This is a genomic window from Gephyromycinifex aptenodytis, from assembly GCF_012277275.1.
GTDB classification, from domain to species: Bacteria; Actinomycetota; Actinomycetes; order Actinomycetales; family Dermatophilaceae; genus Gephyromycinifex; species Gephyromycinifex aptenodytis.
On the sequence record NZ_CP051155.1, the window covers coordinates 202,762 to 215,484 of the forward strand.

General features: G+C 66.8%; 14 protein-coding genes. 11 read left to right on the forward strand and 3 right to left on the reverse strand.

Annotation, left to right across the window (positions count from 1 at the left end):
* Window positions 1–83: 83 nt before the first annotated feature.
* Window positions 84–1,046 (forward strand): phosphotriesterase family protein, encoded by a 963-nt coding sequence (locus tag G9V96_RS00845; RefSeq protein WP_168581339.1) that lies wholly within the window; start codon window positions 84–86, stop codon window positions 1,044–1,046.
* A 127-nt stretch (window positions 1,047–1,173) separates the two neighbouring features.
* Window positions 1,174–1,878: a TetR/AcrR family transcriptional regulator gene (locus G9V96_RS00850; RefSeq protein ID WP_168581340.1), complete on the forward strand. Its 705-nt coding sequence runs from the start codon at window positions 1,174–1,176 to the stop codon at window positions 1,876–1,878.
* Between the two features lie 51 nt (window positions 1,879–1,929).
* On the opposite strand, the gene G9V96_RS00855 is transcribed toward G9V96_RS00850, so the two are convergent.
* The gene (locus G9V96_RS00855; RefSeq protein ID WP_168581341.1) at window positions 1,930–2,223 is read right to left on the reverse strand and encodes a hypothetical protein; all 294 of its coding nucleotides are present in this window, start codon (window positions 2,221–2,223) and stop codon (window positions 1,930–1,932) included.
* A complete protein-coding gene (locus tag G9V96_RS00860; protein WP_168581342.1) occupies window positions 2,220–3,077 on the reverse strand; it encodes a hypothetical protein in 858 nt (285 codons plus the stop codon). Before G9V96_RS00860 ends, G9V96_RS00855 begins: the two co-directional genes overlap by 4 nt.
* Window positions 3,078–3,577: 500 nt before the next feature.
* Here G9V96_RS00860 and G9V96_RS00865 point away from each other — a divergent pair, with 500 nt between their 5' ends.
* From G9V96_RS00865 to G9V96_RS00875, 3 genes are all read left to right on the forward strand, one after another.
* Window positions 3,578–4,579, forward strand: a complete 1,002-nt coding sequence (locus G9V96_RS00865; RefSeq protein ID WP_168581343.1) for an NADP-dependent oxidoreductase — start codon at window positions 3,578–3,580, stop codon at window positions 4,577–4,579.
* A 73-nt stretch (window positions 4,580–4,652) separates the two neighbouring features.
* Complete coding sequence (locus G9V96_RS00870; RefSeq protein WP_168581344.1) at window positions 4,653–5,603, forward strand: NADPH:quinone oxidoreductase family protein; 951 nt, start codon at window positions 4,653–4,655, stop codon at window positions 5,601–5,603.
* Window positions 5,600–6,100: a thioesterase family protein gene (locus G9V96_RS00875; RefSeq protein WP_168581345.1), complete on the forward strand. Its 501-nt coding sequence runs from the start codon at window positions 5,600–5,602 to the stop codon at window positions 6,098–6,100. Before G9V96_RS00870 ends, G9V96_RS00875 begins: the two co-directional genes overlap by 4 nt.
* Here G9V96_RS00875 and G9V96_RS00880 read toward each other — a convergent pair.
* Window positions 6,090–6,560, reverse strand: a complete 471-nt coding sequence (locus G9V96_RS00880; protein ID WP_168581346.1) for a MaoC family dehydratase — start codon at window positions 6,558–6,560, stop codon at window positions 6,090–6,092. The two genes, G9V96_RS00875 and G9V96_RS00880, sit on opposite strands and share 11 nt — an antisense overlap.
* A 100-nt stretch (window positions 6,561–6,660) precedes the next feature.
* Here G9V96_RS00880 and G9V96_RS15235 point away from each other — a divergent pair, with 100 nt between their 5' ends.
* From G9V96_RS15235 to G9V96_RS00910, 6 genes are read left to right on the forward strand one after another with little or no spacing between them, the layout of a single operon-like run.
* Window positions 6,661–6,891 carry a hypothetical protein gene (locus G9V96_RS15235; protein WP_264318474.1) on the forward strand — a complete coding sequence of 77 codons (231 nt, stop codon included), beginning with the start codon at window positions 6,661–6,663 and terminating at the stop codon, window positions 6,889–6,891.
* Entirely contained in the window at window positions 6,891–7,727 is an 837-nt protein-coding gene (locus G9V96_RS00890; protein ID WP_226913360.1) for an SDR family oxidoreductase, read from the forward strand. The genes G9V96_RS15235 and G9V96_RS00890 overlap by 1 nt, the downstream gene beginning before the upstream one ends.
* On the forward strand, window positions 7,724–9,250 hold the full coding sequence (locus G9V96_RS00895) for a class I adenylate-forming enzyme family protein (protein WP_168581347.1): 1,527 nt from the start codon (window positions 7,724–7,726) through the stop codon (window positions 9,248–9,250). Before G9V96_RS00890 ends, G9V96_RS00895 begins: the two co-directional genes overlap by 4 nt.
* 10 nt (window positions 9,251–9,260) lie before the next feature.
* Window positions 9,261–10,478 carry an acyl-CoA dehydrogenase family protein gene (locus G9V96_RS00900; RefSeq protein ID WP_168581348.1) on the forward strand — a complete coding sequence of 406 codons (1,218 nt, stop codon included), beginning with the start codon at window positions 9,261–9,263 and terminating at the stop codon, window positions 10,476–10,478.
* Window positions 10,471–11,652 (forward strand): acyl-CoA dehydrogenase family protein, encoded by a 1,182-nt coding sequence (locus tag G9V96_RS00905; protein ID WP_168581349.1) that lies wholly within the window; start codon window positions 10,471–10,473, stop codon window positions 11,650–11,652. Before G9V96_RS00900 ends, G9V96_RS00905 begins: the two co-directional genes overlap by 8 nt.
* The gene (locus tag G9V96_RS00910; protein ID WP_168581350.1) at window positions 11,649–12,719 is read left to right on the forward strand and encodes an acyl-CoA dehydrogenase; all 1,071 of its coding nucleotides are present in this window, start codon (window positions 11,649–11,651) and stop codon (window positions 12,717–12,719) included. The genes G9V96_RS00905 and G9V96_RS00910 overlap by 4 nt, the downstream gene beginning before the upstream one ends.
* The last annotated feature ends 4 nt before the right edge of the window (window positions 12,720–12,723 follow it).

The window sequence follows — 12,723 nt, forward strand, 5'->3', positions numbered from 1 at the left end:
CCGGATCGGCGCCACGATCGTTATGAATCCGGATTCGAGTTTGGGTTAGGCTTGCCACCTTCAGACTCGAAGGAGAGATCTTGATGGTGGCTGTTCCGACTGTGACCGGGAGCGTTGACTCCGCCGAACTGGGCCGCGTTCTAGCCCACGAGCACCTGTTCGTCCTGGGCGAGGAATATCGCCAGAACTACGCAGACGATTGGGACGAGGACGTCAAGGTCGCCGAAGCCGTCGTCGAGCTGACCGATCTCAAGAACCTGGGTATCGACACGATCCTGGACCCCACGGTCCTGGGTCTGGGCCGGTATCTGCCTCGTGTGCAGCGCGTGGCCGAACAGGTCGAACTCAACATCGTCGTCGCGACCGGGCTGTACACCTACAACGAGATCCCGTTCCAGTTCCACTACACCGGCCCGGGTTTGCTCTTCGATGTCCCCGAGCCGCTTACCGAGCTCTTCCTGAAAGACCTGCGTGAGGGTATCGCCGATACCGGCGTGCGGGCAGCCTTCCTCAAATGCGCTATCGAAGAGCCAGGCCTCACTCCCGGGGTCGAGCGGGCCATGCGTGCGGTCGGGGCCGCGAGCAGCGACAGCGGTGTCCCGATCACCGTGCACACCAACCCGCACACCCGCTCCGGCCTGGTCGCCCAGCGCGTCCTGGCCGAAGAAGGCGTCGACCTGAGCAAGGTCGTCATCGGGCATAGTGGCGACACCACCGACGCGGACTACCTGTGCGAGCTCGCCGACGCGGGCTCCTACCTCGGCATGGACCGGTTCGGGCTCGATGTTCTCCTGCCCTTCGAACAGCGGGTCGCCACCGTGCTGGAGATGTTGCGCCGCGGTTACGCCGAGCGCATGGTCCTCGCCCATGACGCTGCGTGTTTCATCGACTGGTTCGATCCGCAGGCCAAGCAGGTTGCCGTGCCCAAGTGGAACTTCCGGCATATCAGTGAGGACGTCATCCCGGCGCTGCTCGAAGGGGGAGCCAGCGAGGACGACATCGACACGATGCTGGTGAAGAACCCTCGGGCCTACTTCGGCGGCTGAGCGGCGCGGCTGAGGCGAGGCCACCTCCGTTGAGCTGGAAGATCGGGGGTGGCCTCGCGGCGCGGGAGCGGCCCGCAGGGACCCGAGGCAGCCGAAGGCTGCTCGGGCGCGGACTAGGATGAATCCCATGGCCGTAGAGAGCGTCGCCGCTGAGCGCGACAGGGTTCCCGATCTCTTCGACCCGGCACGCCTGGGGGTGCAGCCGCAGACAGCTCGGGGACGCCGCACCCGGGAGTCGCTGATCACGGCGGCGCGGACGGTCTTCGAGCGCGACGGCTTCGTCGACTCCCGCCTGGTCGACATCGTCGCCGAGGCGAATTGCTCGATCGGCAGCTTCTACACCTGGTTCGACAGCAAGGATGAGGTTTTCGCTGCCGTTCTGCACGAGGCGCAGAGCGACATGATGCACCCCGGGACGTCGCGCATCGAGGCCACCGACGATCCGGTCGTGATCATCGGAGCAAGCAACCGCGCCTACTTCGAGGCCTACCGCCGTAACGCCAAGCTCAACATCCTGCTGCAACAGGTGGCGGCAGTGGATCCGCGTTTTCGAGCGCTGCGCCGCGCCCGCAGCCACGCCTTCGTCAGCCGCAACGCCCGCGCCATCGCCGATCTGCAGGAGCGAGGGCTCGCTGATCGGCTGGTCGACCCGAAGCTGGCCGCGAAGGCGCTATCGGGCATGATCTCGCGGTTGGCCTACGAGACCTTCGTCGTCGAGGCCGAAGGCGGGGCCGCCCCGACAACGAGCGAGATCGACGCGCTCGTCGAGGCCGGCACCCGGTTGTGGACCAACGCCTTGGGCCTGACCACGCCGCAGTTGCGCGCTGACTGAGCCTCGTCTTCGCGGCGTGATCGTGGCCATACGTGAAGCGTGACTCGCTCCCTAATGATCCCGGCCGGCCCCTGATGCGTCGCTGAGCGCCCCGAAGCCAACGATGTGGTCCTCAACCGACCCGTGGCAGCGGGGGAGGTGCAGTTCCAGAAGCACCGCGAGCGTCAGCCCATGGTGGCGGGCGCAGTATGTGAGCGCCTCGGTGCCCTCCCCGGCGGGGTAGAGAAGGTAGTGGGTCGGCGTTTCGGTGCAGACGCTCTCGTCCCAGTGGCAGCGACTATCCTCGCCGTCACCATCGGAGATGAGGTCGAGGTCCCCTCCATCAAGCAGGGTGCGGGTGCTCATCGCTCGTCCTTCCTCATCAGTTCCGTGACGTCGTTCTGCAGGCCTTTGATGGTTGCCGCCACGTGGACAGGGTCGAGCGGGGTGGCTTGGTCGTACCAGTCTTTCCACTTCTCGCGGAAGACGGCTTCGGCGCGCAGGTGGGCGATTCGTTGTCGCCACGGCCAGGCACACAGGTGCATCGTGGCCCCGTCGCCGTCATAGGCAGCCTGCAGCACGGTCACGTCCTTGGGGAATGTCAGGAGGACCGCGCTCCCGGGAATCTGGATGCCGAACCACCTGGGGTCGTCCTGCTTCACCGGTCCTTCGTACAGGTGGTCCTGAACCATGTTGAGCGGCGCACAGTAGTCGGCCAGGTAAGACTGAACCCGGCCATCGTCGCAACAGATGTCAGCAAAGGGGGTGAACTGGTGGCTGCGGTTGATGGTGAACCAGCTGTCACCAGGAAAGTTGTTGCTCAACCGATGGGCCACATACGAGATTCGCGCCGTTGCATCGCCCGGCGAGAGCTCGTGGCGCACGAGGAACACCTTCTCATTGGGGGATTCGCGGGTCAGTTCAGCGACGTCGACCTCGTACACCTCGAAGGAGACCGGCGAATGTGGCAGGGCGTTGCTGAGCCACTGACGCAGGTCGGCGGGGGAGTCGAGGGTTGCCGTCAGCACGTCGCTGCTGTCGTAGGCGACGATCCCCATCTCCGCGCGTTGCAGCTTCCCTTCGATGTCGTGGCCGGCCCAGGGGCGACCCTCGCCGCTGCTGGACGAGTCCGCATCTTTCTCCCGGGCATGCTGGTCCAGCCAGCGCGCCGCCTCGGCCAACCCCGCCTCAGAGTCTGCAGGCCATTCGTCGTCGCTCATGGGTCCTCCTCGTTGCTTCCATCGCACGGGCGCGCCGTCTGATCAAGGTCGGCGGCCCTTGCTGGAATTCGCGGATCACCGTGCGTGTCTGCGACCCAGGCATTTCCGAGCAATGCACCGGGGAGGCTGCCCTGGGGCCATCGGGCTGCCGGCGGCACTGTTGCCATCAGAAACGAACGCGCACAACATCCAGATCGACTTCGCCGATCAGCGTATGAGGGTGCAAGACGTATCCACCTCATCTCGCTCCGGCGCCACTACCGCGCGTCTCTGCGGTTGTGACCGTCATGTCGGGGCTCAGGGGCGACCCGGCCCGCAGCAGGGGTGGCCTCCGCCCGCTGACTCAGTAACGCCCGCCCGTGGTCTCACCACGGTCGAGGAGTCCGGAGCGGGTGCGGGTTCGACGGTAGCGACAGCTGAATCGCGATCACCATCACTTGAATGGAGATTCATGTTATGGGAGGGTGTGGGTCACCAGACCTACCCACAGGGAGCCCTCCATGAGTTGGACATCGCAGGAGGTTCGTCTGGCTGCGCGCCCGACGGGTCGACCCGACGCGAGCACCTGGGAGTTCACGACAACGCAGGTCCCCGACCCTGAGCCCGGTCAACTCGTCGTGCGCGTCGAACTCCTCTCGCTGGACCCGGCTATGCGCGGCTGGCTCAACGACGTGCGTTCCTATCTGCCGCCTGTAGGCCTGGGGGAGGTTATGCGGGCCATCGGGGCAGGACGCGTCATCGCCTCAGCGCATGAGGACTTCGCAGTCGGCGACGCCGTCAGCGGCATGTTCGGCGTGCGTGAGTTTGCGCTGTCCGACGGTACAGACCTCACGCGCCTCGACCTCGACCTCGCTCCGATGGGGACCTGGCTGGGTGCGCTCGGAATGCCCGGCATGACGGCCTACTTCGGCCTGCACGATGTTGGCCGCGTGCAGCCCGGTGACACCGTGCTGGTCTCCGCGGCGGCAGGTGCGGTCGGAAGCACCGTGGCTCAACTCGCCAAGGCCAAAGGCGCCCGGGTGATCGGTGTTGCCGGCGGCCCGGAAAAGGTTGCTTGGCTGCGCGAGCTCGGCCTGGACGAGGTCATCGACCGGCGTGAAGGCAGCTTGATGCGGGCGGTGCGCCGGGCGGCCCCGCAGGGGATCGACGTCTACTTCGACAACGTCGGCGGTGAACTCCTGGACGCTGCCCTGGCCAATCTGGCCAGGGGTGCCCGCGTCGTCATCTGCGGCGCGATCTCCAGCTACAACGACGAGACTCTGGCGCAAGGACCGCGCCGCTACCTGGCGCTGCTCGTCTTCCGCGCGACGATGCAAGGCTTCGTCGTCTTCGACTACGCCGACCGCTACCCCCAAGCTGTCGCCGAGATCTCGCAGCTCATCACAGACGGCCGCCTGGTTGCGACCGAGACCGTCCTGGAGGGCGGCATCGTAGCCTTCCCCGACGCGCTGCTCGGCCTCTTCGACGGCGTCAACATCGGAAAGCTGCTCCTTCGGCTCTGAGGTTGCTCAGCTCCTAGACCGCTCACCGCGGCCGCGAGTCATATTGCCCGCTTTCTCCACGACAGGACCCACGATGCGCGCTATCCAGATCACCTCCCTCGACGGCCCCGAGGCAGTCGAACTCGTCGACCTGCCCGAGCCGGCCGACCCGAACCTCGTCACCATCTCGGTGAAGGCGGCCGGGCTCGCCTTCCCCGAGTTGCTCCAAACCCGAGGGCTCTACCAGCTCAAGCCGGAACTGCCGTTCGTGCCCGGCGCCGAAGTCGCCGGGGTCGTGCAGAGCGCCCCTGAGGGCAGCGGCTTTAGCGCGGGGGATCGGGTTGCCGCACTGTGCCTGCTCGGCGGATTCGCCGAGTGTGTGCAGGCCCGCCCGGATCTGACCTTCGTGCTGCCCGATGACGTCTCCTTCGAGCAAGGCGCGGCGTTCCTGTTCAACTACGCCACCGTCTATTTCGCGCTCGTCGAGCGCGGTGCTCTGAGCGCAGGTGAGACGGTGCTCGTTCACGGCGCAGCCGGTGGTATCGGGACGGCGGCGATCCAGATGGCTAAGGCGTTTGGGGCAGCTCGGGTCATTGGCGTCGTCTCCACCCAGAGCAAGGGCGAGGTGGCGCGCGCTGCCGGTGCTGACGAGGTCGTACTCGCCGACGGCTTCCAGAAAACCGTCGGGCGATCCGTCGACATCGTCGTCGACCCGGTCGGTGGTGACCGGTTCACCGACTCGCTGCGCACCCTCAACGAGCATGGTCGACTGTTGGTCATCGGCTTCACGGCAGGTTCGATCCCCGAGGTCAAGGTGAACCGCCTCCTGCTGAACAACATCTCCGTCGTTGGTGTCGGGTGGGGCGCGTATGCGATGCCGCGACCGGGCCACGTGGCTAAGGAGTGGGCGGCGATGCGGCCCCACCTGCAAAGCGGTGCGCTGCGCCCGATCGTTGGGGCTACTTACCCGCTCGACGAGGCGGGCGGGGCGTTGCGCACGCTGGAAGAGCGCACTGTCACCGGCAAGGTCGTTCTGCTGCCATGAGTCAGAGGTTGCGCGTCGAGGACGTGTGCGCACTGCCAGCGCACCTGGTCGAGGTGGCCCCCGCGCAATGGCAGGACGCCAACGGGCACGTCAACGTTCGGCACTTCTACGACCTGCATCTGCGCGGCGCGATTGCGTCGCTGCAAGCACTGGGGCTTGACGAGGAGTATCGGCGTTCGCGTGGCTGGAGCGTTTTCAGCGTCGAACAGCACATCCGGTTCCTCGGCGAGATTCACGTCGGCGACGAGCTGAGTACCCACATGCGCTGGCTCGGCCGGGCCGACAAAGTCGTCCACGCCATCTCACTGATCCTCAATCGCACCACCGCGCAGGTGGTCAGCACCCTGGAGGTGCTCGAAGCGCATGTCGACTTGAGCACTCGCCGGACCTGCGCGTGGGCCCCCGAGCTCGCCGAGCGAATCGACGACCTCGTGGGGGCCCACGCGGGGCTTACCTGGTCGGTCCCGACGAGCGGTGCCATCCGGCTCAAGCGCTGAAGCGGCCGATCGAGTCCGCGACGAGGATCGGTTTGTCGATGCCCTCGGCTTCGATCGTGAGCCGGGTGACGACGTGGATCTGGCCGTTGGGGGTCTGCTCGACGGTGATCAACTCGGCCCGGAGCCGGATGCGGGAGTTGACCGGAAGCGGGTGGATGAAGCGCACCCGGTCATAGCCGTAGTTGAGGCTGTGCGCGAAGCCATCGAAGGCCATGAGTTCTTCGAGAAGGGCCGGCGTCAGCGAAAGGCTGTACAGCCCATGGGCGATCGTCGAGCCGAAGGGAGATTCGGCGGCGCGCGCAGGCTCGACGTGGATCCACTGTCGGTCGCCGGTGATGTCGGCGAAACCGTCGATGATCGCCTGGTCAACGAGGTGCCACCGGGTAGGGCCCAACTCGACCCCAAGAAGGTTTTGCAGGTCTTGCAGTGAGGTTGGGCGAGGCCGTTCCGGTGCGGTCATGAGGGGCTCCTGAGATCGATGACGATGAGGTGAACCTAATTGAACATGAAGCCGGGTTCAAGTAAGGTCCAGCTATCGACTTCAGACCACGGGAGATCTCATGACCACTGACCAGCAGCGGGTCGCCATCGTCACCGAGGCGGCGCGAGGTATCGGCGTGGCGATTGCCCGTCGACTCGCGGCCGACGGGATGACCGTCACCGCGCCTGACTTCGACGAGGCGGCCAGAGCCGAGGCCACCGACGCTGATCGGGTGCGGGTGGCCGTGCGCAAGGTCGCCGGCTGCGCCACCGGCCAGGCTCTTCACGTCGCCGGCAGAACGCGCGACTGATGGGCGTCGGGATGCAGGTCCAAGGCAAGGTCGCCGTCGTCACCGGAGCAGCCGGTGGTATCGGGGCGGCGATCGCCGAGGCGCTGCTGGAGCGAGGCGCCCGGGTTGTCATCTCCGACCTGGACGCGACGCGGCTGGGCGCAACCGCGCAGCGACTCGGGGCATCCTCAGGCACCGAGGCTGTGCTCGCCGCACCCGGCGACGCAGCCAGCGAGCAGGACATCGCAGGCATGATCGCGGCCGCGCAGCAGCATTACGGCCCGGTCGACATCTTCTGCGCCAACGGGGTGGGGGACGGCTCCGGGTTGGGAGCCAGTGAAGAGCAGTGGCAGCGCGCTCTGGAAGTCAACCTGCTCGCGCACGTGCGCGCCGCCCGTCAACTCATCCCGGGCTGGGTGGAGCGCGGCGGAGGCTATTTCGTCTCTACCGCCTCGGCGGCAGGATTGCTCACCCAGGTAGGTTCGGCGACCTATTCGGTGAGTAAGAGCGGCGCCGTGGCCTTCGCCGAGTGGCTGGCCGTCACATACGGTGAGCGCGGTATCGGGGTGAGCTGTCTGTGCCCGATGGGTGTCGACACCGACATGTTGCGCACCGGCATGGCCTCCGACGCCGGGGACGGCGGGCAACTGGCCATCGCGGCGGTCACCAGCGCCGGTGAAGTTCTCACCCCGGCCGAGGTGGCCCAGGACGTGCTCGCCGCCATCGAGCAGGGCACTTTCCTGGTGACGCCGCATGAGGACGTCGCAGAATTCGCACGCCGCAAGGCGGCTGACCGTGACCGGTGGATCCAGGGAATGCAGCGCTTCCAAGCTGAGCTCGGCGGAGGTCTGTCATGACGAACGCTGTCAACCTCATCTGGGAACACGCCGAGACTCGGCCCGGGGCGCTGGCCCTACGCGACGGCGATCGTCGCTGGAACTTCTCCCAACTTCAGCACGCGATCCGGGGAGCCACCGAGGAGTTGGCCGGACGCGGTATTCAGCGTGAAGACCGGGTTCTCATGGTTGTGCCGACGACCGGCGAATTCGTCATGGTCTATTACGGCCTGCTCGCGCTCGGCGCGATCGCGGTGACGGTCAACCCGTCGTGCACACCGCGTGAACTGACCCACTTCATTCGCGACGCCGGCTGCACCGACATCATCGGCTGGCATCAGGGCAGTGAGGCGACGCTGACTGCTGCCGCTGCTGCCGGAGTGAAGCCCTGGATCCTGCAGCCCGGCTGCGTTCCCGCCGACGGCACCCGGGAACCGGTGCCGGTACACCAAGACGACATCGCAGTATTGCTGTACACCTCCGGCACCACCGGGGCTCCCAAGGGTGCCGCGCTGACCCACGAGAACCTGCGTGCCTGCGGCGCAGGCCTGGCCGACGCGCTGGGCCTGGGCCCTGGGGACCGGATGGGAACGGCGCTGCCGCTCTTCCACGTCTTCGGCCAGGCCGCAGTGATGTCCAGTACCTACACGGCGGGCGGCAGTCTGTCACTGCAACATCCGTTCCATCCCGAGGGGCTCCTGCAGATGGCGGCTGAGCAGCAGCTGACCGGGCTGGCCGGGGTCCCCACGATGTGGAACGCGATGCTGCACGCCCACACCGACATCACGGCGCAGGACCTGCTCGGACTTCGGCTGGCCTGCTCCGGTGGCGCGGCCTTGCCGCTGAAGGTGAGCCAGGCCTTCAAGGAACGTTTCGGCGCGCTCGTGCTCGACGGCTACGGCCTGAGTGAGACCACCGGAGCCGCGACCTTCAACCGGGCGATCCATCCCCGTAAAGAGATGAGCGTCGGACGCGCGATCGACGGCTGCCGATTGGCGATCCTGGACGAAACCCACACCGAGTTGGCGCCGGGACAGACCGGTGAGGTGGCCATCGCCGGCCCCGTCCTCATGCGGGAGTACTGGGGTCGCCCGGAGGCGACCGAGGCAGTTCGAGTGGGGGAGTGGTTCCTCACCGGCGACATCGGGCGGATGGACGAAGACGGCGACCTATGGATTGTGGATCGTAAGAAAGACCTGGTCATCCGCGGCGGGTACAACGTGTACCCGCGCGAGATCGAAGAAGTGCTCTACGGCCATCCTGATATCCGGGAAGCGGCGGTGGTCGGTGTACCTGACGAGCACCTGGGTGAGGAGGTCGCTGCGGTCATCTCGACGGAGCCGGGCGCGCACATCGACTGCGCGGCCCTGCGGTCCTGGCTGGAGGAGCGGCTGGCCGCCTACAAGGTCCCGCGCATCTACCAGTTCGTCGAGGCGCTGCCCAAGGGCGCCACCGGCAAGATCCTCAAGAGATCGATCGACCGCACCGTCATCGCGACCAGGGGCGAGCGCCCAGCGCGCGCGGCCGGGTCTACACCTGAATGAAGGGATAACCGTGGACTTCTCGCCCGACCCCACGACCGTGGCGCGCCATGAGCAACTCGCCGCTTTCATGGACGAGCACATCTACCCCATCGAGAGCACCTACAACGAACAGCTCCAGGCCGCGCCCGAACGGTGGTCACCCCCGCCGGTCATCGAGCAGGCGAAGGCTGCCGCCCGCAGCCAGGGGCTGTGGAACCTGTTCCTGCCCGGTTCGGACGGCGCGGGCCTGACCAACCTGCAATATGCGCCGTTGTGCGAGACGCTCGGCCGCAGCCCGCACATCGCACCGGTGGCGACGAACTGCGCTGCGCCCGACACGGGCAACATGGAGGTGCTGCACATGTTCGGCACCCAGGAGCAGAAAGAGCAGTGGTTGGCGCCTCTGCTCGAGGGTCAGATTCGCTCTGCTTTCGCGATGACTGAGCCGGGGGTGGCCAGCTCGGATGCGACGAACATCGAGACCTCGATCGTGCGCGACGGCGACCACTACGTCATCAACGGCCGTAAGTGGTTCATCTCCGGCGCGATGAACCCCCAGGCCAAGGTCCTCATCGTGATGGGTAAAACCGATCCGTCTGCGGATCGTCACCACCAGCAGTCGATGATCCTGGTCCCGCGGGATACCCCCGGTGTGAACGTGCGTCGCGGGATGACCGTGTTCGGTTATGACGATCGGGACCACGGCGGTCACGCCGAGATCGACTTCGTCGACGTGCGGGTCCCGGCAAGCAACCTCATCGGTCAGGAGGGCAGCGGTTTCGCTATCGCTCAGGCGCGCCTCGGCCCGGGCCGGATCCATCACTGCATGCGTCTAATCGGGATCGCCGAGCGCTCCCTGGAGCTGATGATCGATCGGGCTGCGCAACGGGTCGCTTTCGGTAAGCCACTTGCTGAGCAGGGCGTCATCCGGGAGTGGATCGCGGAGTCGCGGGTTCGCATCGAGCAGCTGCGCCTGCTCACCTTCAAAGCGGCGTGGTTGATGGACACGGTCGGCAACAAGGGTGCCCATACCGAGATCCAGGCGATCAAGATCGTTGCACCCCGAACCGTGGAGTGGATCGTCGACAAGGCGGTGCAGGTGCACGGTGCCGCCGGAATGAGCCAGGACTACCCGGTGGCGGACTGGTTCACCCAGGTGCGCACGTTGCGCTTCGCCGACGGCCCCGACGAGGTACACAAGAACGCCCTTGCCCGTCACGAGATTCGACGGAGGACCTCGAATGTCTGAGCAGACGTCAGATCTACCGCAGCGGGTGCAGGACCTGCTGCGCGAGCACGACCCCGCGACCACCGAGCCCAGTGAGTTTCTGGGGGCCCGCTTCGATGCCGGTCTGGCCTGGGTGCATTTCCCGCCCGGACTCGGTGGCCTCGCCCTGGCGCGCGGTCGACAGCAGGAGGTCGACGACCTCCTGGCCGCAGCCGGGGCGCCGACCCCGGACTACGGGCGCAACAGCATCGGGCTCGGCATGACGGCCCCGACTTTGGTGGCGTTCGGAACCGAGCAGCTGCAGCGGCGCTTCCTGCGCCCGATCTTCACGTGCACCGAAATCTGGTGCCAGCTCTTCAGCGAGCCGGGAGCCGGGTCCGACCTGGCGGCCGTGTCTACCAGGGCTGTTCGCGACGGCGATGACTGGGTCGTAGACGGGCAGAAGGTGTGGACCTCTGCTGCGCATAACGCCCAGTACGCGATTCTGCTAGCGCGCACCGACACCTCGGTTCCCAAGCATGCCGGGCTCACCTACTTCGTCGTGGACATGAGCGACCCGGGCGTGCAGGTGCGTCCCCTGCGCCAGATCACCGGCGAGGCGGAGTTCAACGAGGTCTTCCTCACCGGCGTGCGCGTGCCCGATCAGCACCGGATCGGCGATGTCGGCCAGGGGTGGAAAGTCGCCACGACGACGTTGAACAACGAGCGGGTGGCGATCGGGGCGGGCAACGACCGGGAGGCTGGGCAGATCGGCAAGGTCACCCAGCGCTGGCGCCAAGAGCCTGCTGTGCGCACCCCGGGTCACCACGCCGAGCTGATGCAGTGGTGGGTCGAGACCGAGGTGACGCGCCTGGCCGGCGAACGGCTGCGTCAGCAACTCCAAGCCGGGCAGCCCGGCCCGGAGAGTTCAGCGATGAAGCTGGCCTTCGCCCACCAGGCTCAGCAGGTGAGTGGCTTTGCCCTTGAACTCGACCCTGAGGAAGGGCTGCTCTACGACGACTGGACGATGGTGCGCCCCGACAGCGCCTCTTTCCTGGGCCGCGGCCCCGGGTTTCGCTACCTGCGGGCTAAGGGCAACTCCATCGAGGGCGGCACAAGCGAGATCATGCGCAACGTCATCGCCGAGCGGGTGCTTGGACTGCCCCCAGAACACCGCCCCGACAAGGGGATTGCCTTCAAGGATGTGCCGAGATGACTGATCTTCTCTACTCCGACGTCGAAGAGTCGCTGCGGGCAAGCGTTCGCGCCACCCTTCAGCGCAGCATGAACGACGCCCTGGTGGCCCGGCTCGCCGACGAACCGGCCATGGACGTCTCGGGCATCTGGCTGACCCTGACCCAGCAGCTCGGCCTGGCCGGGTTGCTTGTGCCCGAAGCGCTGGGCGGTGCCGGGGCCGGGGCGCGGGAGGCGGCCGTCGTCCTGGAAGAGCTCGGCCGCTCGCTCGCCCCAGTCCCGTTCCTCACCAGCGCTGTCATCGCCACGACCGCACTGCTTTCGGCGGGGGATGAGCAGTATCTGCCGCGCCTGGCCGCAGGCGAGGCGACCGCTGCGCTCGTCTTGCCGTGGACTGCCCGTTCCGGGGCGTGGACACCGGTCGAGGGCACGATCGAACCGGTCGCCGGGGTTCTGGAGGCCGATCTCTTTCTGGCTCCGGTCATGGGGCAGGGGGACGTGCTCTGCCTTCGCTGCTACCGCCGGGACGAGGTCGCGCTCGAACCGGTCATCGCCTTGGACATGAGTCGTCCGCTGGCTCGGGTGCAGCTCACCGGACCCGGAACGCAACTCGCCTCGGGTCGTGAGGCGCAGGAGGCGGTCGATGCGGGTCTGGCTGCAGGCGCGGCGCTGCTGGCAGCCGAGCAGCTCGGTCTGGCCCAGTGGTGCCTGGAGACGGTCCTGGCCTACGTCAAGGAGCGGGTGCAGTTCGCCCGCCCTATCGGTTCCTTCCAGGCGATCAAGCACCGCCTGGCCGACCTATACCTCGTGATCGTCAACGCTCAGGCGGCATCTCGGTACGCTGCGGCGACCCTCGCCGCGGGCGACCCGGACGCTGAGGTCGCCCAGGCTGTCGCGCAATCCTGGTGCTCTGACGCCGCCGTTCGCGCCGCCGAAGAAGCCTTGCAGCTGCACGGCGGTATCGGAATGACCTGGGAGCACCCGATCCATCTGCGGCTCAAGCGAGCCAAGGCCGATCAACTGGCGCTTGGGACCCCGGATCGACACCGAAGCGACCTTGCCGATCTCGTGGAGCTACCTGCGAGCTGAGCTC